The sequence below is a fragment of the Pseudomonas sp. BN505 genome (genome assembly GCF_029873175.1).
Classification (GTDB): domain Bacteria; phylum Pseudomonadota; class Gammaproteobacteria; order Pseudomonadales; family Pseudomonadaceae; genus Aquipseudomonas; species Aquipseudomonas putida.
In genome coordinates, this window is record NZ_SSOI01000045.1 from 353,129 (window position 1) to 376,256 (window position 23,128).

The 23,128-nt window shown below is 64.1% G+C and carries 15 protein-coding genes; 5 read left to right on the forward strand and 10 right to left on the reverse strand.

All coding sequences use genetic code 11. The annotated features are described in order from the left end of the window. Positions 1-121 precede the first annotated feature (121 nt). The 3 genes from E8E78_RS14830 to E8E78_RS14840 form a co-directional block, all read right to left on the reverse strand. On the reverse strand, positions 122-2,533 hold the full coding sequence (locus tag E8E78_RS14830; RefSeq protein WP_049277628.1) for a glucose/quinate/shikimate family membrane-bound PQQ-dependent dehydrogenase: 2,412 nt from the start codon (positions 2,531-2,533) through the stop codon (positions 122-124). Positions 2,534-2,563: 30 nt separating this feature from the next. After that, complete coding sequence (locus tag E8E78_RS14835) at positions 2,564-3,898, reverse strand: carbohydrate porin (RefSeq protein WP_016498186.1); 1,335 nt, start codon at positions 3,896-3,898, stop codon at positions 2,564-2,566. Between the two features lie 317 nt (positions 3,899-4,215). Further along, a complete protein-coding gene (locus E8E78_RS14840) occupies positions 4,216-6,264 on the reverse strand; it encodes a TonB-dependent receptor (protein WP_059395468.1) in 2,049 nt (682 codons plus the stop codon). A 164-nt stretch (positions 6,265-6,428) separates the two neighbouring features. Here E8E78_RS14840 and E8E78_RS14845 point away from each other — a divergent pair, with 164 nt between their 5' ends. Then, positions 6,429-6,650 carry a VF530 family protein gene (locus E8E78_RS14845; RefSeq protein WP_016498188.1) on the forward strand — a complete coding sequence of 74 codons (222 nt, stop codon included), beginning with the start codon at positions 6,429-6,431 and terminating at the stop codon, positions 6,648-6,650. Between the two features lies 1 nt (position 6,651). Continuing rightward, complete coding sequence (locus E8E78_RS14850) at positions 6,652-7,287, forward strand: Pr6Pr family membrane protein (protein ID WP_049277632.1); 636 nt, start codon at positions 6,652-6,654, stop codon at positions 7,285-7,287. Between the two features lie 119 nt (positions 7,288-7,406). Here E8E78_RS14850 and E8E78_RS14855 read toward each other — a convergent pair whose 3' ends face one another. From E8E78_RS14855 to E8E78_RS14865, 3 genes are all read right to left on the reverse strand, one after another. Continuing rightward, positions 7,407-8,168 carry a siderophore-interacting protein gene (locus tag E8E78_RS14855; RefSeq protein ID WP_049277634.1) on the reverse strand — a complete coding sequence of 254 codons (762 nt, stop codon included), beginning with the start codon at positions 8,166-8,168 and terminating at the stop codon, positions 7,407-7,409. After that, positions 8,161-8,706, reverse strand: coding sequence for a PadR family transcriptional regulator (locus E8E78_RS14860; protein WP_049277635.1), 546 nt, complete (start codon positions 8,704-8,706; stop codon positions 8,161-8,163). The genes E8E78_RS14855 and E8E78_RS14860 overlap by 8 nt, the downstream gene beginning before the upstream one ends. Positions 8,707-8,795: 89 nt before the next feature. Further along, complete coding sequence (locus E8E78_RS14865; protein WP_084966552.1) at positions 8,796-11,945, reverse strand: transglycosylase domain-containing protein; 3,150 nt, start codon at positions 11,943-11,945, stop codon at positions 8,796-8,798. A 391-nt stretch (positions 11,946-12,336) separates the two neighbouring features. Between E8E78_RS14865 and E8E78_RS14870 the strand changes: the two genes are divergently transcribed. After that, positions 12,337-13,755: an amino acid permease gene (locus E8E78_RS14870; protein WP_049274919.1), complete on the forward strand. Its 1,419-nt coding sequence runs from the start codon at positions 12,337-12,339 to the stop codon at positions 13,753-13,755. Positions 13,756-13,878: 123 nt separating this feature from the next. Here the strand turns inward: E8E78_RS14870 and E8E78_RS14875 are convergent, their stop codons facing one another. Next, positions 13,879-15,498 (reverse strand): FMN-binding glutamate synthase family protein, encoded by a 1,620-nt coding sequence (locus E8E78_RS14875; RefSeq protein WP_059395470.1) that lies wholly within the window; start codon positions 15,496-15,498, stop codon positions 13,879-13,881. A gap of 244 nt (positions 15,499-15,742) precedes the next feature. Next, positions 15,743-20,023 carry a DEAD/DEAH box helicase gene (locus E8E78_RS14880; protein ID WP_049274818.1) on the reverse strand — a complete coding sequence of 1,427 codons (4,281 nt, stop codon included), beginning with the start codon at positions 20,021-20,023 and terminating at the stop codon, positions 15,743-15,745. A gap of 126 nt (positions 20,024-20,149) precedes the next feature. Here E8E78_RS14880 and E8E78_RS14885 point away from each other — a divergent pair, with 126 nt between their 5' ends. Then, a complete protein-coding gene (locus tag E8E78_RS14885; RefSeq protein ID WP_049274817.1) occupies positions 20,150-20,563 on the forward strand; it encodes an NUDIX domain-containing protein in 414 nt (137 codons plus the stop codon). On the opposite strand, the gene metR is transcribed toward E8E78_RS14885, so the two are convergent. After that, positions 20,547-21,464, reverse strand: coding sequence for a transcriptional regulator MetR (gene metR, locus E8E78_RS14890; RefSeq protein WP_012273904.1), 918 nt, complete (start codon positions 21,462-21,464; stop codon positions 20,547-20,549). The genes E8E78_RS14885 and metR overlap by 17 nt on opposite strands. A 196-nt stretch (positions 21,465-21,660) precedes the next feature. On the opposite strand from metR, the gene E8E78_RS14895 reads away from it, so the two are divergent. Further along, on the forward strand, positions 21,661-22,656 hold the full coding sequence (locus tag E8E78_RS14895) for an alpha/beta hydrolase (RefSeq protein ID WP_049274816.1): 996 nt from the start codon (positions 21,661-21,663) through the stop codon (positions 22,654-22,656). Positions 22,657-22,773: 117 nt separating this feature from the next. Here E8E78_RS14895 and E8E78_RS14900 read toward each other — a convergent pair whose 3' ends face one another. Beyond that, positions 22,774-23,109 (reverse strand): GlpM family protein, encoded by a 336-nt coding sequence (locus E8E78_RS14900; RefSeq protein ID WP_016498198.1) that lies wholly within the window; start codon positions 23,107-23,109, stop codon positions 22,774-22,776. Between the last annotated feature and the right edge of the window lie 19 nt (positions 23,110-23,128).

A 23,128-nucleotide genomic window follows, 5' to 3' on the forward strand; every position in this document is an offset into this window, starting at 1 on the left:
GGCAAGCCAGCTCCCACAGGTAATCCACCATTTTCAAGGTCGGTGGAATACCTGTGGGAGCTGGCTTGCCGGCGATGAGGCCGGTACAGGGGAATGAGCCCTGCAAGCAGGGCTCGGTAACTTAGTCAGCGAGTTTGTAAGCGATGATGTAATCACCCATTTTGGTGCCCAGCGAGCCATGGCCGCCAGCAGTCACCAGCACATACTGCTTGCCATCCTTGCCGGTGTAAGTCATCGGCGTGGCTTGGCCACCCGCTGGCAGGCGGGCACTCCACAGTTCCTTGCCGTTGTTCACGTCATAAGCACGCAGGTACTGGTCGAGGGTGCCGCTGAGGAAGCCGACGCCGCCTGCGGTAACGATCGAACCGCCCATGCTCGGCACGCCAACCGGCAGGCCGATCGGTACCGGGGTGCTGTCGCGGGTGGTGCCGTTCTTGTGCTTCCACACCACCTTGTTGGTGAACAGGTCGATGGCGGCGACATAGCCCCAGGCCGGGGCCTGGCACGGTACGCCCAGCGGCGACATGAACGGGTGCATGGTCACCGCGTAGGGCGCGCCAGTATTGGGCTGCACGCCGCTGGTCTCGCTTTCGCGCTTGCTGCCTTCGGCGACCTGCTCGCGCGGCACCATCTTCGACACGAAGGCCATGTAGTTGGGCGAGGTGAACAGCAGTTGGCGCACCGGGTCGACCGACACGCTGCCCCAGTTGAAGACCCCCACGTTACCCGGATAGATCAGCGAGCCCTGCTCGGATGGCGGGGTGTACTGGCCTTCGTAGCGCAGTTCGCGGAACTGGATGCGGCACAGCATCTGGTCGAACGGCGTGGCGCCCCACATGGCCTGTTCGGTCAGCTCAGGGCCGAGCAGATTGAGGTCGGAGCGGGCCTGGGTCGGCGAGGTGTGGTCGCCCTTCACTGCGCCTTGCGGGGTTGGGATTTCGCGGATCGGCACGATCGGCGTACCGTCGCGGCGGTCGAGCACGTACAGGCTACCTTGCTTGGTCGGCACGATGATCGCAGGTTTCACGCCATCGTCAGTCTTCAGGTGGACCAGGGTCGGCTGGCTGCCGACGTCCATGTCCCACAGGTCGTGGTGGGTGAACTGGTAGTTCCAGCGGGCCTTGCCGGTGGCCAGGTCCAGGGCGACCACGCCGGCGCTGTACTTCTCGGCGCCCGGGGTACGGTCGGCGCCCCACTGGTCCGGGGTCTGGTTGCCCAGCGGCAGGTAGATCATGCCCAGGTCTTCGTCGACGCTGGCGATCGACCACATGTTGGCCGAGTTGCGGCTGTACATCTTGCCTGGGGCCAACGGCTTGGTGTCTTCCGGGTTGTTGCTGTCCCAGTTCCACACCAGGTGGCCGTCGTGCACATCGTAGGCGCGGATGACGCCCGACGGCTCGTTGGTCGACTCGTTGTCGGTGACATGGCCACCGATGATCACCAGGTCACGGGTGACAGCGGCAGGCGAGGTGGAGTAGTAGCCGCCGGCAGTGAACGGGCCGATGCCGGTGGTGAGGTCGATCACGCCCTGGTTGGCGAAGCCTTCGCACACTTTGCCGTTGTCGGCGTTGATGGCGATCAGGCGAGCATCTGCGGTAGGCAGGTACAGGCGGCGCGGGCAGGCCTGGGCCACCGCTTGGCCAGCGTCGGTAATTTTCGGTACCGGGCTGCCGTCGCGGCTGACGTAGCGGTTTTCGTCATAGTACGAAACGCCGCGGCAAGTCATGTGGGCAAAGCCCTTGAAGGTGCCGGTCGGGCTCTTGACCTGCGGGTCGTAGCGCCAGATTTCTGCGCCGGTGTCCGGGTCCAGGGCCAGCAGGCGGCTGTGTGCGGTACAGGCGTAGAGCATGCCGTTGACCTTCAGCGGGGTGTTCTGGTTGGTCAGCTCCACCGGGTCGTTTTCGGTCGGCAGGTCACCCGTGCGAATGCGCCAGGCTTCTTCCAGGCGGTAGGCATTCTGCGGGGTGATCTGGCGCAGCGGCGAATAGCGGTCGCCATGCTCGGTGCGGCCATAGGCCTGCCATTCGCCTTCGGGCATGGCCGGGGCGGCGCTGGCCATTTCGCTGCTTTCGCGGCCCAGTTCGCCGAACACTTCGCCGGGGTGGGTGAACTGGCTGCCCAGGGCACATGCGCCCGAAGCAACCACGGCAACGCCCAGCAGTGCAGTGTTGGCCTTGCTGGCCGGGCCGGTCAACGGGCGACGTGCCCATGGCAGCAACAGCACCACGCCGATGGCAAACCAGATGGCTAGGCGTGGCACCAGTTGCCACCAGTCCAGGCCCACTTCGAGCAGGGCCCACACGGTGCTGCCCAGCAGCACCAGGCCGTACAGGCCCAAGGCAATGCGGCGCTGGGCCAGCAGCAAAATGCCCGACAGGGCAAAGCCGATACCGGCGATCAGGTAGTACAGCGATCCGCCCAGCTGGCTCAGTTTGATACCGCCGGCCAGCAGGGCCAGGCCCATCAGCAACAGCAGCGCGCCGATCAGGCGAGGTAGCCAGCGGCTTCCTTGGTTGGCACCTTCAGTGCTCATCGTAGGTTCTCCGTCAGGTCAAAAAGGGGGTTAGAAACTGCTCTGGATCTTCAGGCCGCCGACCAGGGCGCCATCGACCTGCGACACCCCGCCCGGGTGGCGGATGTACTGCAGGTTGGGGCGCACCGTGAGCCAGTCGGCCAAATGGATGCCGTAGTACAGCTCGGCGCTGTACTCGGTGTCCTGCACAGGCAGGAAACCGGGGTTGTCGTAGTCGTAGAGCCCGGCGGCCTGGTTGGCCAGGCGGGCGTTCTTGCGGTAGGCAGGGTTGACGTGCACGCGGGCGACGGCGAAACCGATGTCGTCCTTGGCGCGGGCGTCGAAAGGCCCTTTGTATACCAGTCCTGCCTGCACATAGTTGTCGATGGCATTGGTCTTCTTGTCATGCACCGTGGCGTTGGCGAACAGGCTCAGGCCACGCGACTGGTCGGAGGCCAGCGAAGTTACCTGCTGCTGGGCGCCGAGCCACATGCCGTGCTTGCTCGAACTGCTGCGGTAGGCGGCGCCGCTGACGGCGGCCGGCTGGCCGTTGCTGTCCTTGAGAACATCCTGTGCCTTGGCATTACTGTAGTAGTAGCCGGCGCGATATTCCCCTTTCAGGCCTTGGATGCGTGGGGTCCATACCAGTTCGATCGGCATTACCGCGCCCTGGGTGCCGCTGCCGCTGAGCTTGAAGCCGTTGCCCGATTCCAGGTTGGAGGGGTTCTGCTCGAACACGCCGACCTGGGTGTAAAGCTCGTCGCTGAGGTTGTAGCGCACGCGCAGGGCCCACTGGCTGACCGGCCAGTTGTACCAGATGCCACCCACCCAGTTGCCCACCTGCGAGCCGCAGAAGGCCAGGTTCTGGAAGTCGCAAGGGAAGCTGTTGAAGTCCTCGCCTTCGCCGAAGCGGCCGAATTTCACGTCCAGCGCACCATCGAAGTACTTCTGCTTGATCCACATCTGCGTCAGCCTCCAGGTTTCGCCACGGCCCCAGACTTCCTGGGCCGAGGTGAAGCCGCCAACGCGGGGGTCGTTGATGCGGTCGTTGCTGATGTTGTCGCCGTGGCGCTCGGTGATGGTCAGCTGGAATTCGGCGTCTTGCCAGCCGAGGATCTTGTCCAGGTCCAGGTGGCTGCCAAAGGTGAACTGGTCGCTGTAGCGTGCGGTACGGTCGTGGTCGTAGCCACCGTGCAGGTTGCTGCCCATCTCCCCGGTGTAGCCGAGGGTGAAGTCGTAGCCTTTTTCCAGCAATTCGCTGCGGGTGCCGCCCCAGTCGCCGAGCATCCATGGGGAGTCGCTGGCAAACATTTCGCTGGCGGCGGCGGGTGTCGCCAAGGCGCTGAGGGCAAGGCCGATGTAACAGGTTTTGGGCAGTTGGAGCATGAGATAGCGCTATCTTTTGATTATTGAAAAAACGGCAAGCGCATCGAAGGGCATGCCCTTCAATGGATCTGGCGACAAGATGGATTCAGTGAAGCGATTCAGCTTCAGGCGGGGAGGATATAGCGGAAGTTGTAAGAAAAAAAGACAAATTGTCGCAGGGGATTGTTGTTCAGAGGGTAACAATGGTCTGAAGGGGGCTGCTTTGCAGCCCATCGCCGGCAAGCCAGCTCCCACAGAATTGCGCTAGCACTGAGGACAGTGCAGTACCTGTGGGAGCTGGCTTGCCGGCGATTGGGGCGCAAAGCGCCCCCGCGATTTCAGAAGGTGGTACGCAGGCCCACTTCCACGCTACGCCCCGGCGCCGGCGCAATATCGCGCAGGATCGAGCTGGCATAACGCACGGTCTGGTCGGTCAGGTTTTCGCCGCGTACAAACGCCAGCCACTGGCTCTGGCCAATGTCAAAGCGGTAACCCACGCTTGCACCCAGTGTGGTGTAGCCATCGGTGCTGGTTTCGTTGGTCGGCCTGCGGTGCTGCGATGCCGCATGTTGCACATCTACCCGCGCCTGCCAGCGGTCCAGTTCCCACACCAGGCCGCTGTTCAAGCGCAGCGGGGCGATGCGTGGCAAAGGTTCGCCACTGTCGAGGTTCTTGGCCCGGGTGTAGTCACCGGACAACTCCAGCGCGAAGCTGCCGTAGCGGTTCTCGACCAGCTGCCAGCGGTCTTGGGCCTCGATGCCGTAGAAGCGCGCGCGCACGCCCTGGTACTGGTATTCCGGGAAGCCCTCGTGGTCATGATCGTGGTCGTGGTCATCCTCGCCATGGTCGTGGTCATGCCCGCCCTCGCGCAGGTTGCCGGTGCCGATCAGCCCGATGTAGTTGCGGAAGTGGCTGTAGAACACCCCGACACTGCCTTTGTGGGTGCCATTGTCGAAGCGCAGCGCCAGGTCGGCGGAAATGGCCTTTTCCTTGTTCAGGCTGGCGTCACCCACTTCAAAGGCGCCGGTGGCCACATGCGCACCATTGGCGTACAGCTCGTAGAAAGTCGGGGCGCGCTCGGTGTAGCCAAGGTTGGCGGCCAGCGACCAGATCGGGTCGAGCTGGTACACCGCACCGGAAGACAGGCTGAACGCGTTGAAGCTGCTGGCGCTGTCGGCATCGACGAAGTTTTCGTTGCCTTTGGCGTCCGGGTCTACCCGGGTGTGCTCCAGGCGTGCGCCCAGGCTCAGGTTCAGCCGCTCTGTGGCCTGCCATTGCTCCAGCATGAACAGCGCCAGGCTGTCGGTGTTGGTGTGTGGGACAAAGGCTTCCTCGCCGAGGGCAGAGAATTCGTTGCGGCTGACCTGGGCACCGATCACCCCCTCCACCGGCCCGAGCGGTTGATGGCGGGCTTCAATACGTGCTTCGTAGCCCTTGTTCTTGAAGGTGGTGTGCACCTCGCCTTCTTCGATCTCGCTGTGTTCGTAATCTGTATAGCCAGCATCGACCTTGACCGAGCTGAACGGGCCGTCCAGGTCGCGCAGCTCGGAGGCGAAGGCGTAGTGGTCCTGTTTCATGTCCAGGCGTACACCGGACTCTGCCACCGAGCCGTAATTGCTGTCGTAGCCACTGTACGACAGGCCGGCGTAACCATGATCCCAGTGATAGGCACCACCGACTGCACCGCCGTCCTGACGGCCGTCGCTGTTTTCCAGGCGGTGTTTGCCGCCGGGCTCATCGGCGTCACGCACCTTGGAACTGCGGGCGTAGCCGGGGATGCGCAGGTCGTTGAACTGACGGCTGTTGGCATCCAGGTGCAGGGCGAAGGCACCGTTACCCGCCTCCAGCTTGCCAGCGCTGCTGCGCGTGGTGTCGGCGCCACCGTAGCGCAACTCACCGGCACCGTGGATGCCTTCGATCGGTGCATCCGGGATGCGGTTGTCGAAGGTATTGACCACGCCACCGATGGCGTTGCCGCCGTAGAGCAGGGCGGCCGGGCCACGGACGATTTCGACGCGCTCGACGGTGACCGGGTCCAGCGGCACGGCGTGGTCATAGGACAGCGACGAGGCATCCAGCGCGCCGACGCCATTGCGCAGGATGCGAATGCGGTCGCCGTCCAGGCCGCGGATTACCGGGCGACTGGCGCCAGGGCCGAACCAGGTCGAGGCGACACCGGGTTGCTTGTTCAGGGTTTCACCGAGGCTGCCGTGCTGTTGCTGCAGCAGGTTGTCGCCTTCGAGCACGGTGCTGGGGGCGGCCAGCTGGCGGTTGCCCAGCGGATTGGCAGTAATCACCTGAGGTTCGAGTTCCACGGCCTGGCTGGGCGATGCAGCCAGCCAGAGCGCGACGGCAAGGGGGGAGAGGCGAAGCGGTGTGTACAACATGGGGATGGGGCGTTCCTTGGCAGATGCTTTTGTAATGTTACAACATAACATAACTATTTCAGCACAGAGGTTTTGCCCCTGGCCAGCATTTTTTCTGTGGGCTTGACGCATCCCACCCGCCACTACACTCGTGTAAGGTGCGCATCTTTCCTACGGAGCACAGCATGAGCACGGCCCAACACAACGCACTGCACGGCAAGACCCTTGAACAGATCCTCACCGAGCTGGTGGCGCACTACCAATGGCAGGGCCTGGCCGAGCGCATCGATGTGCGTTGCTTCAAGAGCAACCCCAGCATCAAGTCGAGCCTGGCATTTTTGCGCAAGACGCCGTGGGCGCGAGAAAAGGTCGAGCAGTTGTACGTGAAGCTGCAGCGCAAGGCCTGATATGCCGCGCCGCCCCTGGCTGACCGGCATGGCCGTGCTGGGCTGGTTCGGCCTGACCGTGCAGGTATACCTGGTGCTGCTGGCGCGCTGGCAGGAACAGGCCAGCCTGATTGGCGGCCTGATTAATGTGTTCGGCTATTTCACCGTGCTGACCAACACCTTGGTGGCGACGGTGCTCAGCTATGCGGCGTTCGGTCGTGAAGGCCGCGCCAGGCGCTTCTTCCTGTCGCCGTCGGTGAGTGCTGCAGTGGCAGCCAGCATCGTGCTGGTGGCGCTGGCCTACAGCGTGTTGCTGCGCCACTTGTGGCACCCGCAAGGCTGGCAGTGGCTGGCGGACGAGTTGCTGCACGATGTGATGCCGCTGCTGTATGCCTTGTACTGGTGGTGCGAGGTGCCCAAGGGCAGCCTGCGGCTATGGCACCTGGCAGTGTGGGCGATGTACCCGGCGGTGTATTTCGCCTATGCGCTGTGGCGCGGGAGCGAGATTGGCATGTATGCCTACCCGTTCATCGATGTGGCTAGCCTGGGGTATGGGCAGGTGATGCTCAATGCCCTGGGGGTGCTGGCGGGGTTCTGGGGGATCGGGTTGGTGCTGCTGGGGCTGGATCGGTGGCGCGGGGTGCGGAAATTTGCCTAGCCTGTGCTGGCCTCTTCGCGGGTAAACCCGCTCCCACAGGTACTTCACAAACCTTTAGGGCAGTGGAGTACCTGTGGGAGCTGGCTTGCCGGTGATGGGGCCGGTGTAGGCAATCAAGATCACTCGTCGTCCGCAGTCCCGTCGGCACGCCAGTAGGCCGCAGCCTTCAGCGCATCCTCACGCACCCCTTTTTCCAGCAACAGCGCCTTGGCCTGGCGGGTCAGGGCTTTTTCCAGCGCCACCCAGCCATACAACCGGCCTTGCGGCAAGGTCAGGTTCTTCACCAGTTCCAGCAAATCTTCTTGCTGGCGACGCACCCAGATGACTTCGACCTGTGCCTTGCTCGGCAACGGCTGGCGCTCCTGCTCGTCTTCGATCTGGATCACCGCCAGCACCTGGCGGCCAGCCGGCAGTTCGTCCAGGCGCCGACCAATCGCCGGAATGGCGGTTTCGTCACCGATCAGCAGGTAGCTGTCGAACATATCCGGCACTACCAGCGAGGCCCGTGGCCCGGCGATGTCCAGGGTTTGCCCCGGGGTGGCCTGGGCGGCCCAGGTGGAGGCTGGGCCGTCACCGTGCAGCACGAAGTCGATGTCCAGTTCATTGGCCACCAGGTCGATGCGACGTGGCGTGTACTCGCGCATGGTGGGCCGTGCGCCACCGTCCCGGCCCATATTACGGGCCTCGATGGCCTGTTGTTGCTCCGGCGTTTCGGCGAACAGCAGCTTGATATGGTCGTCACTGCCGACGCTGCTGAAACCTTGCAGTTCGGCACCGCCGAGGGTGATGCGGCGCATGCGTGGGGTCAGCTCGGTGACGCGCAGTACCTGCAGACGGCGTTGGCGGATCTCGTGGTTGACGCGGTGGATGGTGTCACTCATGGGAAGTCTCCCCGACAGGGTCGGCCGGCCCGGAGGCGATGGCCTTGGCGGTATGGTTGAGCAAGTCGCGAACCCGTTGGATTTCTTCCGGAGTCCAGCGGCCGCTGTGCATGTGCAGTGCGTGGCGCAGGTTGCCGACCGCTTCATGGATTTCAGGCGGGCGGTCATGGCCGCGCAGGGCGCGTTTGCTGACTTCGATGCGCATGCGCACGCCGTCCATGGCGACAGCTTGCTCGGCCAGGGCGCTGCGCCCGGCGTCGGTGATGGCATAGAGGCGTTTGCTGCCCTGCACCTGGCCGCTTATCAGCTCGGCCTCTTCAAGAAAATTCAGCGTGGGGTAGATCACCCCAGGGCTTGGGCTGTAGCTGCCGTCGAACAGGTTTTCGATCTGGCGGATCAGGTCATACCCGTGGCCGGGTTGCTCGGCCAGCAGGTCCAGCATCAGCAGCTTGAGGTCACCGGGGGCGAAGACGCGTGGGCCGCGCTCGCCGCGGCCGGGGCGCCGCTCGAAGGGATCATGGGGGGTGTGTTCGCGCATGGGGACAGGGCTCCGTCGTTTGCGATATATCGTAAGATATTACTCAAGATATATCTAAAGACAAGCCCTTTAATGCAGATGATTATCATCTATTGATTCGATGCATTCCCCGCTGCGGGTGGTGTATGCAGCGCAACCTGCGGCGGTTTGCATTCATTCGGATTGCCCGGCTGCAGGTATGGCATGAGGATCGGGGCCATGCCCTTGAGCACCTGCACCGGCAGCGCCGAGGTGAATTTGAACGCTTCTGCCGAGCGCCCAGGCACAAAGGCAGTGAGGGTGCCGAAGTGGTTGTCGCCCAGGAAGAACACGAAGGTGGCGGTGCGGTTAAGCGAGCGCGAGCCAATCAGCCGACCGCCGGCGCCGAAGCTTTCGATGCGGTTGTCACCGGTACCGGTCTTGCCCCCCATCACCAGTGGCGTGCCGTCCTGCAGCTTGAAACTGCCGGAAATACGCCGCGCAGTGCCTGCATCGACCACCTGCGACATGGCGCCTTTGAGTGCGCGTGCCACTTCCACCGGCAGAATCCGCACGCCCCGGTCTGGGTCGGTGATCAACTTGGTTTCATAAGGTGTGTTGGCTGCAAAGTGCAGGGTGTCGATGCGCAGGGTGGGCAGTCGGATGCCGTCGTTCTGGATGATGCCGACCAGTTCGGAGAGGGCGGCGGGGCGGTCGCCCGAACTGCCGATGGCGGTGGCCAGGGAGGGCACCAGGTGGTCGAATGGATAGCCCACGCGTTTCCAGCGCTGGTGGATGTCGAGGAAGGCTTCGATCTCGACCATGGTGCGGATGCGGCTGTCGCGTGCCCCTTGGTGGCGGCTCTTGAACAGCCAGCTGTACACCTCCTGGCGCTCGAAGCGGCTGGCGTTGACCATTTCGGTCAAGGTCGAGCTCGGGTTTTTCAGCAGGTAGCCAAGCAGCCACAGGTCCAGCGGGTGGACCTTGGCAATGTAGCCCTGGTCGGGCAGGTCGTACTTGCCCGGGCCATAGGCGTCATACATCTCTGACAGGCGGCCGTCGGTCAGCTTGCCCAGGGTAATCTTGTCGCCCTTGAGGTGGGCACGTACGAACGCATTGAAGGTTTCCTGCCCTGCTTCGGGGAACAGGTAGCGGTGCACCGCCGCCAGCCGTTGCGGGGTTACGCGCATGCTGTCCAGGAAGGTGTCCAGGCGCTGCTGCGAGGTCTTGCGCTGGTATTTCTTCCAGAAGCGCATCAGGTAGTTGGTGCCTTCCTTGTCGGCGAAGCGGGCCAGGTATTCCTGGCGGCGAGGGTCGGCGTCGTCCTTCAGCAGCGGCACGCGGTTGTACGGCTGCTGGTAGGTCACGTAGCGCACCAGGTCGCGCATCAGGCGAATGAACGGCAGGTTGATCGATTCGCGCAGCGCATCCTTGAGCGTCGGGTTGCGGCTGTTGTCTTCCTTGCGGAAGTTGTTGAACACGTGCATGCCGCCGCCTGTGAAGAAGGCTTCACCGGTATTGGCGGAGTACTTGCGCTCCAGCGCGGCGTCGAGCATGGCGTCCAGGCTCTGGTTCTTGCTGTTCTGCGTCAGCCATTCCAGCGACCACTGGGTGATGCGGTCGAGTTCGGCGACTTCGACCTTCTTCAGCTCGGCAGCGGGTTTGCCGGCGTACTTGTCGTGCAGTTCGGCGATGATCTCCAGGTACGTGGTCAGCACCCGCAACTTGGCGGTGGAGCCGAGTTCCAGCTTGCTGCCTTCGTTGATGTCGAAGGGCTGGTTGGTGCTGTCGGTCTGCACCCGTACCCGCGAGCCGTCGGCGGTGCGCTCGAACAGGGTGAAGCTGTAGCTGACCTGGTCGGTGGTCTTGCTGGTGAGCAGGCGCTCGCCGATCAGCCCCATCTGCGCGGCAAACTCCGGGTCGGCAAGGTTTTTCAGGTACTGGCTGACCTGCAGTTGCAGGTCGGCCTGCAGGGTACTGGTGGCCGATACATCGAGGCGGTCGAGGTCGTACAGCGGGCGGTTGAGCATGGCTGCCAGGCGGTTGCGCGCCAGGCTGATGCCCTTGTTGGTAACGATCGGCACGATGGTTGGCTGCGCTACCCAGTCGCGGTAGACCGCCTTGCTGGCCAACGCGGCTTCGGCCAATGGCTGCTCGATCACCTTGTTGGCGGCGAGCACGCGGATGTGCGAATCGGTGAGTTCGGCCAACTCCACGCGGCCCTTGGACAAGTAGTGGGACGGGCGGCGCTGGGCAATCATCAGCGACAGCACCTGGCGCAGGGCAAGGCCGCGTGCAGCCATGCTTTCGGCGTCAGTGGCGGTGGAAGTCAGGGCCTGGTTGACCTGGTCGAAGTCGGCGCCGTACCACACCCGCAGGCCTTCGGCCATGCCGTGCACTTCGCCGTGCCCGGGCACGGCCGACAGCGGCACACTGTTGAGGTAGTCGCGCACGATGCGCTGGCGTGCTTCAGTGGTATCCGGGCCGCCCTGGTAGGCACGCACGCTGGCAGAAATCATCTGGCGGATTTTCTCGGCACCGGACACGGTCAGGCCGTCCGGTGAGTGGCGATACTTCTCCAGCTGCGTGGCCAAGGTGCTGCCACCCGCGGACTGGCCGGGCAAGGCCAGGTACTTGGCCACCTGGCTGTAGGCGGCCTTGGCGAAGCGTGGCCAGTCCACGGCCGGGTTGTTGCGTGGGTCCTGGGTATCGAGCAGGTCGCGGTTCTCGATGAACAGCAGGCTGTTGACCATCACCGCCGGGATCGCGGCAAAGTCCGGGTACAGGTGCTGTGGGTAGTTGTACTGGTACAGCGTGTCGCCGCGGCAGTCGGTGATCGACAGGCCGGCCTGGATCTTCTCGATATAGGGGGCGAACAGCCCATGATCGACGTAGTTCATCAGCGCCGGTGAGAACTTGACCTGCTCACTGATCAGGTAGTCGCGCTTGAGCAGGCGTGGCAGGAATTCGCCCAGGGCGCTGTAGCCAAGGCGCCTGTCGAACGGCCCGTCACCGGGATAGATGATTGCATCACTAGGGCCGGGCTCCAGCGAGTAGGTCAGGGTACCGGCCAGTTTGCTGAACTCGCGTGATTGCAGTTCGGAGGTGCGGAATTCGTCATACGCAGCGAAGCCGATGGCCACCAGCGCCACCAGCAGGATGAGGATGATCAGCCGCCACCATAGCCGACGCTGACGGGGGGACTTCGGTTGTGGCGTCTCGGCCGGAGGTATCTCGGGTGCTTCCGTTCTGCTTGGTTCCGATTGCCACAGTGCGCCCATAGTCTTCAATCCGGCCAGGTGTTTTCGTCTTGCTTGACTGAAGCTTAGACGTTGAGCGGGTGAGGTGAAAATTTTGTAGGAGGTGGAGAAAAGCGGGGTAGGGCTATGCGGCTTTGGTGTGGGTTTCTTGATACGGCGATGTTGTTATGGTGCCGGGGCAGCTTTCAGGGCCGCTGCGCCCGCCAGAAAACTTGCTGATTATTCCTGTATATACAGCGAAAATCCCTGCAACGGTCTTCCTATACTGCTCGGCCCCTTCGCCCTGCCGGGTGCTCTACCCCGGCACACGGGCCGGCCCACGAGGCCAGCCTGGCAAGCCTACGTCACGCCTATCGGCATGGCCGGTGCTGCACGAAGGTCAAATCCAATAACAAAATGAGGTTGTATTGCTATGCCAGTCGGCAACCACTCTGCCCATGGCCAGGCCAATGAAGGCGGCCCGCTCAAGCGTGAACTGGGCGAACGGCACATCCGCCTGATGGCGCTGGGCGCCTGTATCGGCGTCGGTCTTTTCCTCGGTTCGGCCAAAGCCATCGAAATGGCCGGCCCTGCCATCATGCTGTCCTACATCATCGGTGGCCTGGCCATCCTGGTGATCATGCGCGCCCTTGGCGAAATGGCCGTGCATAACCCCGTCGCCGGCTCGTTCAGCCGCTATGCCCAGGACTACCTCGGCCCGCTGGCGGGCTTTCTCACCGGCTGGAACTACTGGTTCCTGTGGCTGGTGACCTGCGTTGCCGAAATCACTGCGGTGGCCATCTACATGGGCATCTGGTTCCCCGATGTACCGCGCTGGATCTGGGCCCTGGCGGCCTTGGGCAGCATGGGCGCGGTCAACCTGGTGGCAGTGAAGGCCTTTGGCGAATTCGAGTTCTGGTTCGCCCTGATCAAGATCGTCACCATCATCGCCATGGTCCTTGGCGGCATCGGCGTCATTGCCTTCGGCTTCGGCAATGACGGTGTGGCGTTGGGTATCTCCAACCTGTGGAGCAACGGTGGTTTCATGCCCAATGGCGTGACCGGCGTGCTGATGTCGCTGCAGATGGTGATGTTCGCCTACCTGGGTGTGGAAATGATCGGCCTCACCGCCGGCGAAGCACGCAACCCGCAAAAGACCATCCCGCAGGCCATCGGCTCGGTGTTCTGGCGCATCCTGCTGTTCTACGTCGGCGCGCTGTTCGTGATCCTGTCGATCTACCCGTGGAACGAAATCGGCAGCCAGGGCAGCCCGTTCGTCATGACCTTCGAGCGCCTCGGCATCAAGACCGCCGCCGGCATCATCAACTTCGTGGTAATCACCGCGGCGCTGTCTTCGTGCAACGGCGGCATTTTCAGCACCGGGCGCATGCTCTACAGCCTGGCGCAGAACGGCCAGGCCCCGGCGGCCTTCGCCCGCACCTCGAAAAACGGCGTACCGCGCAATGCGCTGCTGCTGTCGATTGGCGCGCTGCTGCTGGGCGTGCTGGCCAACTACCTGGTGCCGGAAAAGGTGTTTGTGTGGGTCACGTCGATTGCCACCTTCGGTGCGATCTGGACCTGGGTGATGATCCTGCTGGCGCAGCTCAAGTTCCGCGCCGGCCTGACTACCGCCGAACGCAAGGCGCTGAAGTACCGCATGTGGCTGTGGCCGCTGAGCTCATACCTGGCGCTGGGTTTCCTGGTGCTGGTGGTTGGCTTGATGGCGTACTTCGAGGATACCCGTGTGGCCCTGTACATTGGCCCGGCGTTCCTGGTGCTGCTGACGGTGCTGTACTACGCGTTACGTCTGGCGCCGAAAGACGTGCAAGGTGTAGCCAGTACTGCTTCCTGATCTGAAACCTCTGGGGCCGCTTTGCGGCCCATCGCGGCGCAACGCCGCTCCTACAGGAGATCGCGTATTTCTGTGGAGCGGCCTTGTGTCGCGATCGGGCTGCGCAGCAGCCCCAGGGCTCTATCAGGCCGCCACTTCGCTGTGCGGCTCGAAGCTGTCGGCCCGGGCGAGCTGCCACATGCGCGAATAGAATTGCCCATCCACCTCGCCGGTCAGCAACTCCCCCGGCTTCAAGAACACATGCATCTGCGAGAACAGCTTGATCTCGGTGGCCGAGACGCGCCGCACCAGGTGCTTGGCCTCCAGCTGCGCCGGGTGCTCCAGGCCCGCCGCCGCGAGCATCTCGGCCAGGGCACGCAAGGTGTTGTGGTGAAAGTTCAGCACCCGTTGGGCCTTGTCCGGCACCACCAGGGCTCGCTGGCGCAGCGGGTCTTGCGTGGCCACGCCAGTCGGGCACTTGTTGGTGTGGCAGCTTTGCGACTGGATGCAGCCAATGGCGAACATGAAGCCGCGCGCCGAGTTGGCCCAGTCGGCACCGATGGCCAGCACGCTGGCGATGTCGAAGGCGCTGACGATCTTGCCGCTGGCCCCTAGCTTGATCTTGTCACGCAGGTTCAGGCCAACCAGCGTGTTGTGCACAAACAGCAGGCCTTCGCGCAGCGGTACGCCGATATGGTCGGTGAACTCCACCGGTGCGGCGCCGGTACCGCCTTCCTTGCCATCGACGACGATGAAGTCGGGCAGGATGCCGGTTTCCAGCATGGCCTTGGCAATGCCCATGAACTCCCACGGGTGGCCCAGGCAGAATTTGAAGCCGACCGGTTTGCCGCCGGACAGCTCACGCAGCTGGGCAATGAACTGCATCATCTCGATCGGCGTGGAGAAAGCGCTGTGGCGCGACGGCGAAATGCAGTCTTCGCCCATCAGCACGCCGCGGGTCTCGGCGATTTCCTGAGTGACCTTGTGTTTGGGCAGGATGCCGCCGTGGCCAGGCTTGGCGCCCTGGCTCATCTTGATTTCGATCATGCGCACCTGCGGGCTGCGCGCCTGGGCGGCGAAACGTTCGGGGTCGAAGCGCCCGTCCGGCGTGCGGCAACCGAAGTAGCCGCTGCCCAGCTCCCAGACCAGGTCGCCACCATGCTCGCGGTGATAGGGGCTGATGCTGCCTTCGCCGGTGTCATGGTGGAAGTTGCCCAGCTTGGCGCCCTGGTTGAGGGCGCGGATGGCATTGGCGCTGAGCGAGCCGAAGCTCATGGCCGAAATGTTGAAGATCGAGGCCGAGTACGGCTGGCTGCACTGCGGCCCGCCGACAATGATGCGGAAGCTGGCCGGGTCGGCCAGCGGCGCCGGGCGCATGGAATGGCCGATGAACTCGAAGCCGGACTCGTACACGTCGATCAGGGTGCCGAACGGTTTGTCCGAGGCTTCGTTCTTCGCCCGGGCATACACCAGCGAACGCTGCGCGCGGGAGAATGGCAGGGCGTCGCTGTCGGACTCCAGCAGGTACTGGCGGATTTCCGGGCGAATGGCCTCGACCAGATAGCGGATATTGCCCAGGATCGGGTAGTTGCGACGTACGGCATGGCGTTGCTGCAGCAGGTCGAACAGGCCGATCAGGCTGAGGAGGCCCGTGGTCAGGGTGAACGGCCACAACCATTCGTGGTGGATGAAGGGCAGGCTCGCCAAGGTGAACAGCACACAGGCTGCGAAGAAGGCATAGCGACTGAGTAGTGACAGGCTCATACAGGGTCCTTGCGATGGCGCGGTCAGGCTCAGGGCCTGGGGGCAAACCCCGACCATAGCCAAGTTGCAGGGCCCTGCAAATTAAAATCGGGGTAGCGAAAATCATTCTCGCCAAGTTATGTACTGGCTGTACCGGCCCTATCGCCGGCAAGCCAGCTCTTACAGGTCATCACCACCGTCAAGCGAAGTGACATCTCTGTGGGAGCTGGCTTGCCGGCGATAGGGCCGGTAAACCCAATAATGCTCAGTGCTTGTCACGCAGCAGTTTCTGCCGCCAGATTTCCTGCTCTTGTGCGGGCGCCTCGACCAGATACGTGTAACGCCCGGCCACCCGTACCGCCACCGGTACCCCGTCGCGATACAACAAGCGGTTCCCACTCACCGCTGGCACTTTCGCCCCGGGCAGCAACGCGCCGATCAGGTTCAGCGGGTCACTGGCACTCACTACCAGCAATGTCCCGTCCGGGTCGCGGCGGCGGACCTGGCGCAGCAACCCCACCGCCTCCGGCAAGGCGAACTGTTCACCCGCCAGCCCGGCAATGAAGCGCCCGCCACGGATCTCGCCACGCGCCTCCAGCCGGTGATAGCAGCGCAGCAGTTCACGCCAGGGCGGCAGCACATCACTCTCGCGCTCAAGCAGCCGCCAGCAGATCACCCCATAGCGGCGCAGCAGGGTGCGAGCGACGTCCTCCAGGCGCTGGTCGTGATCCGGCGGCGTATCGCTGCGACGCAGCAGTGCCCAGCGCCCGGCATGCACCATGCTGCTGGAAAGCGGGGGGTGACCTCGGCGGCTATTACGTGAACTGCGCTTGGCCGCAGGCGTGATCAGGCTGCGCAAGCCGGTGAAACTGTCAGCGCCGACCAGGCCCGAGCCCACCAGTTCCTGCAGCGCGGTTTCCAGTTCGCTGGGCAGCAGGTGCGCCTCCTGCGCCAGTTCATCAAAGAACAGCGCCCCCTGGGTTTTCAGCGCTTCGTACACACGTTGCGCACGCAGGCCAAGGGCATCCACCGTTGGTGCGGGCGCCAGGCTGCGCCATGTGTTCAGCTGGTCGCGCGGCAGCAGCACCACTGGGGTACTCGATAGGGTGCTGCTCGCCACCGTTGCCGCCAGCCGGCTCCAGGCGAACTGGCCGCTGCGGCAGGCATCGTCCAGCCAGTGCGGGCTGTAGTCTTTGATGCGCGAAGGCAGCAGTTCCGCCTCCCACGCCCCGGCGGCGCTGGGGAACCCCTGCAATTGGCCCAGTACTTCGGCCACCGCCTGCGGGCCACGCAGGCGCTCGTCGGGCGCCAGGCGCTGCCAGTCGAATAGAAAGCGCATGAAGTCCTGCAGGCTGACCGGTTCGATCTCGCGGCGCAGGCGCTTGACCGTGTAGCGGTGAATGCGCGCCAGCAAATGGCGTTCGCACCATTGCAGGTCGGTGGCACCAGGGCTGAAGTGCCCGCGCAGCACATAGCCTTCGGCTTCCAGGCGGGCCAGCGCCTGTTCGATTGCTTGCAACGGCTTGCCAAGCGGTGCCGCAATCTGCGTCGCGGTCCTGGGGCCATGGCCACTCAGGCGGGCACGTAACAGTTCACTCAGGGCAAGGTCCGGGTCGATGGCCTGATCAAACCCTGGCAACACCTGCAACGCAGGCTCCAGTAGAGCATCCGAATACAGCACCCTCAGCAGGCCCAGTCGCTCACGCGCCAACCACAGTTTCTCGTCCGCCAGGCGCAAGGCCCGACCGTTCTTGGCCAGTTGCCTGAGCAGCAGGTCCCAGCTGGCATTGCCTTGCACTTCAGCTTGGCTGATCGCGCCCAGGCCCATCAGCGCTTCGTGCATTTCGTCGGCATTGCCCGGTTGCGGCCAGGCTTCGGCCGCGACGGCGGCAATGGCATCAGCGTCCAGGGCGCCCAGGTCGTCGCCACTGCGCACCTCGCTCCAGCGTCGGTTGAGCACAGCCTGGGTGCGCCGTTCTTCCAGCGGGGCATCGTCCAGAAAAGCGTACGGCCTGGCGTTGAGAATGGCCGACGCCAGTGGCGAAGGGGCGGGCAGGTCGCGGCACAGCAGGCGTACCGCCCCGCTTTCCATGCGTCGCAACAGGGCCAGCCAACCTTCACTGTCCATCGCCTCGTGCAGGCAGTCGTCGAGTGTTTGTTCGACCAACGGGTGATCGGGTATCTGCCGCTCGCCGGCGATGTTCTCTAGGCAGGCGATCTGGTCTGGGAACACGGCGGCCACCAGGTCTTCGCTCTTCATGCGCTGGATCTGCGGCGCTACCTTGCGCCCGCCCACGAAGCGTGGCAGCGCCATGGCCACGCCAGCGTTCCAGCGCCAGCGCACGCCAAACAGCGGTGCATCCAGCAGGGCCTGGACGAGGATCGGCTCGGCGCTGCGGCTGTTCAGGTAACGCCACACCTCGTCCAGCTCGAAGCTGTGGCTGGTCGACAGTGAAAGTACGATGGCATCTTCGCTGGCGGCAGCCTGCAGCTCGAAGTTGAAGGTGCGGCAGAAGCGCTTGCGCAAGGCCAGGCCCCACGCGCGGTTGATGCGGCTGCCGTAGGGTGAATGGATGATCAGTTGGGTCCCGCCCGACTCATCGAAAAAGCGCTCCATCACCAGCGTGTCCTGCGAAGGCAGGGCGCCAAGTACCTCGCGGGTGCGGGCCAGATAGTCGAGCAACTGGCTGGCGCTGTCTTCGCCCAGCTCAAAGGTAGCCTGCACCCAGGCCAGTACTTTCAGCATGTCGCCGTCAGCTCGATCCAGTTGCTGGTCGATTCGCGCCTGCAGCCGGGCTACGGCGGCAGACAGCTCGTCACTGCGCCCCGGCGCTTCACCCAGCCAGAACGGAATGGTCGGCGGCAGGCCATGGGCATCTTCCACCCGTACGCGGCCCGGCTCGACGCGCAGAATGCGATAAGAGGCGTTGCCCAGCTGGAAGATATCGCCGGCAATGCTCTCCACGGCAAAGTCTTCATTGACGCTGCCAATGTTCAGCGCCTGCGGTTCCAGCAGCACGGTGTAGTCGGCGTTGTCAGGGATGGTGCCGCCGCTGGTCAGCGCCGTCAGTTGGCTGCCGCGACGGCCGCGCAGCGTGCCGCTGACCGCATCGCGGTGCAAATAGGCGCTGCGGATGCCCTGGCGGCCGTTATAGCCCTCGGCGAGCATGGTGAGCAGCGCCTGGTAGTGGCGCTGGTCGAGCTCGGCGTAGGGGGTGGCCTGGCGCAGGCAGTCGAACAGGGCTTGTTCGTGCCAGTCCTGGTTGCTGGCTTCGGCGACAATCTGCTGGGCCAGTACGTCCAGCGGTGCCCGGGGTATGTGCAGCTCGTCCAGTTCGCCTTGGCGCACGCAGTCCAGCAGGGCCACGCATTCGATCAGGTCATCGCGTGAGGTGGGGAACAGGCGCCCCTTGGGCACACCGTCAACCTGGTGGCCGGCGCGGCCAACCCGTTGCAGGAAGGCGGCAATCGAACCCGGCGAGGCGATCTGGCACACCAGGTCGATTTCGCCGATATCAATGCCCAGCTCCAGCGAAGCGGTGGCTACCAGCACCTGCAAATGGCCGCTCTTGAGCCGCTGCTCTGCATTCAGGCGCAACTCCTTGGACAGGCTGCCATGGTGCGCGGCTACCGCCTCCTTGCCCAGCCGGTCGCTGAGGTGACGGGTGATGCGCTCGGCAAGGCGCCGGGTGTTGACGAATACCAGCGTAGTACGGTGTTCGCGCGCCAGGGTGGCCAGGCGGTCGTAGACCAGGCCCCAGACATCGTTGGCCATCACCGCGCCCAGTGGCACCGGCGGCACTTCGATAGCCAGATCGCGTTGGCGCGCATGGCCAACATCGACGATGGCGCAGGGGCGCCCGCTACCGGCCAGAAACCCTGCCACCCGCTCGACCGGGCGTTGTGTGGCGGACAGCCCGATGCGCCGCAGTGGCCGTTTGCACAAGGCTTGCAGGCGTTCCAGGGTCAGCGCCAGATGGGCGCCCCGCTTGTTGCCGGCCAGGGCGTGGATTTCGTCGACGATTACCGTATGCACAGTACCCAGGCCTTCACGGCCTGAAGCAGAGCCCATCAACACGTACAGCGATTCTGGGGTTGTCACCAGAATGTGCGGGGCCAGCTTGCGCATGGCGGCACGTTCCTTTTGTGGCGTGTCGCCCGTGCGTACGGCCGTGGTGATGCGTGGGGCTTTCAGGCCCTGGTCTGCGAGGGCCTGGCTGATGCGTTCGAGCGGGGCTTGCAGGTTGAGGCGGATGTCGTTGGACAAGGCCTTCAGCGGCGAAACGTAGATCACCTGGGTTTGAGCGGGCAGTTCGCCTTGGTGCTCCAGGCCTTCACGGAACAGTTCGTCGAGCACCGCCAGGAAAGCACTGAGGGTTTTGCCCGAGCCCGTCGGCGCGGCGAGCAGCATCGACTGGCCGGCGTGGATCAGCGGCCAGGCTTGTGCCTGGGCTTCAGTGACCGTGGCGAAATGGCGACGGAACCAGGTGCGCACGGCAGGGTGGAACAGCTCGAGCACCGGGTGGTGTTTGGCGGGCAGGTTCATGTGTTGGTTATGGAGGGTATGCCGCGGGTTGGCAAGGGGCCGTTCGTCGCGGATGCTATGTTGCCTGCGCCGGCGATAGGGCCGGCGCAGGCGATATCTTCTTTGATTTCTTGAGTGAGCTGATCCATGCCGAACATAATCCGCATCGCCGCCGCCCTGCTGATCGATCCCCAAGGCCGCACCCTGCTGGTGCGCAAGCGCGGCACCGGCGCTTTCATGCAGCCAGGCGGCAAGATCGATGCCGGTGAAACGCCGGTGCAGGCACTGGTGCGCGAGTTGCACGAGGAGCTGGGCTTGCACATCGACCCGGCCCAGGCCGTGCACCTGGGCCAGTTCAGTGCCCCAGCCGCCAACGAGCCAGGCTTCGAAGTGCAGGCCGAGCTGTTCCGTGTCGACAGTGCCGCAGCCGTGGTCCCGGCTGCGGAGATCGAAGAGGTTGTCTGGCTGGCCGCTGACCAGGCGCCCGTCATGCAACTGGCGCCGCTCACCCGCGACCTGATCCTGCCGCTGTACCGCCAGGCACTCAACGCACCGCGCTGACCCCATCGAGGGTGGCGAACGAGGTGTCTTTGGCGGTCAGCAAAAAGTCGCGCATGTAAGGCGCATCGAGCATGTCGGTGCGCACGGCGGCATAAAGGGTGGCGAACAGGCCTTTCTCACCCAGGCGTTTGCCCTTCACATAGCCGCGCGAGCTGTACTCGTGCAGTGCCCAGTGCGGCATGCCGCATACCCCACGGCCGCTGGCTACCAGCTGCATCATCATTACCGTCAGCTCCGAGGTGCGTACGGCGGCCGGCTCGATGTCGGCCGGCTCCAGGAAGCGGGTGAAGATGTCCAGGCGGTCGCGCTCCACCGGGTAGGTGATCAGCGTCTGGTCGAGCAGGTCTTGCGGCACCATGTAAGGCTTGCTGGCCAGCGGGTGCTGGTTGGCCACCGCCAGCATTGCCTCGTAGGTGAACAGCGGCACGTACGTAATGCCTGCCAGGTCCACCGGGTCGGAGGTTACCACCAGGTCCAGGTCACCGCGGGCCAGTGCTGGCAGGGGGGCGAAGGCAAAGCCGGAGGCCAGGTCCAGCTCAACTTCCGGCCAGGCATCGCGGAACTGGTCGATGGTCGGCATCAGCCACTGGAAGCAGCTGTGGCATTCAATGGCCATGTGCAGGCGCCCGGCAGTGCCACCGGCCAGGCGTGCGATGTCACGCTCGGCGCCGCGCAGCAGTGGCAGGGTGGCATCGGCCAGTTGCAGCAGGCGCAGCCCGGCGCTGGTGAAGCGGATCGGCTTGGTCTTGCGCACGAAAATGGGCAGGCCCAGGCGCTCTTCAAGCTCCTTGAACTGGTGCGACAGCGCCGACTGGGTCAGGTGCAGGCGCTCGGCGGCCTCCACCAGGCTGTCGGCTTCGCGCAGGGCATGAAGGGTTTTCAGGTGACGGATCTCCAGCACTGCTGACTCCGGGGTGTAGGTTTGAAGAAACAAGGAATGAGTTGAGTTTCTCTCATGTTGGCGCGGCTGTCGACTGGGCGTTCGGCCGCACCGCCTGGCGGGAGTCATGAAACTGTCACCGAACTGTGGCAGCGCGCTCGAACAGAATTCATCAGACTCGCGCTCTACTGGGGATCTGCATTCTGGTGTTTCTTCCATGCGGGCTTTTTGGCTTTTGCTTTTCTTGATATTCAGCGTACCTGCGAGTTTCGCCGAACAGCGTTGCGACGCCCAGGTGCCGGTGCAGCGTGCCGAACTGGGTGCGGTCAGCCTGGTGTACCAGAGCGTCGGGGCGCCTGGTGACCCGGCCTTGCTGCTGGTCATGGGCCTGGGCGGGCAACTGATCCATTGGCCGGACGATGTGGTCGAGGCCTTGTGCCGCCAAGGCTTTCGGGTGATCCGTTATGACAACCGTGATGTTGGCCTGTCGCGCTGGAACCAGATGCCTCCGTCGGCCAACCTGACGGTCGAGCTGTTACGTTACAAGCTGGGCCTGCCGGTGGCGGCGCCCTATACGCTGACGGACATGGCCGATGATGGCTTGCGCCTGATGGACGCGCTGGGCGTGCGCCAGTTTCATGTACTGGGCGTGAGCATGGGCGGCATGATCGCCCAGCATCTGGCGGCCATGGCACCCGAGCGCGTGCGCAGCCTGACCTTGGTCATGTCCAGTTCAGGGGCGGCTGGGCTGCCGGCGCCGGATCCGGCATTGGTGCAGTTGCTGGCCCGGCGCAGCGCGCCAAACCGCGAAGTGGCCATCGAGCAGCAGGCCGACCTGCTGGCGGCCCTGGGCAGCCCCGAGGTGCGGGACGACCGCAGTGTGTTGCTGCACCAGGCGGCGGTTGCCTATGACCGGGCGTTCAACCCCGACGGGGCCAAGCGCCAGATCATGGCGATACTGGCCGAGCCGAGCCGTGTCGAGCTTTTGAACCAGCTTCGGGTGCCGACCCTGGTGGTGCATGGCACGGCCGACCCGTTGTTGCCGGTCATGCACGGCGTGCACCTGGCGGCGCACATTCAAGGCAGCCAGCTGCGGCTGATACCGGGGCTGGCGCACCGCTTTCAGGAGCCGTTCAAGGCGCCGCTGCTGGGGGCCGTATTGCCTTATTTGCAGGCGCACAGGCAAGAGGTCACGCACATCGCAGGGCTCTGACTCCGCGCTGGCTTCTTCGCGGGCTTGCCCGCTCCCACAGGTCCCGCACCAATCTCAGGGATTGTGGAGAACCTGTGGGAGCGGGCAAGCCCGCGAAGAAGCCAGCGCGAATTTTGATCAGTGCATCCGCACCCACAAGGTCACCAGCACGGTAGCGGCTATCAGCCACGCTACTGTGGCCAGCGCCATCGACGCCTCCAGGCGCAGGCGGTCGACCAGCACATACAGGGTCGCCAGGTACACGAAATACGGAATGATCGACCACATGCCGAACAGGATGGTGGTCTTCAGGTCGGCAATGCTGCGCCCCTTGCCAACGATGTAGTGGGCAATCAGGGCAAAGGTGGGAAACAGCGGCACCAGCCCGGCGATGTAGTAGTTGCGCGTCTTCGACAGCACCGCCAGCAGCAGCACCACGCCAGCGCCCAGGGCAGCTTTGAATACCAGATCCACGTTGTCTTTCCAGTTCAGG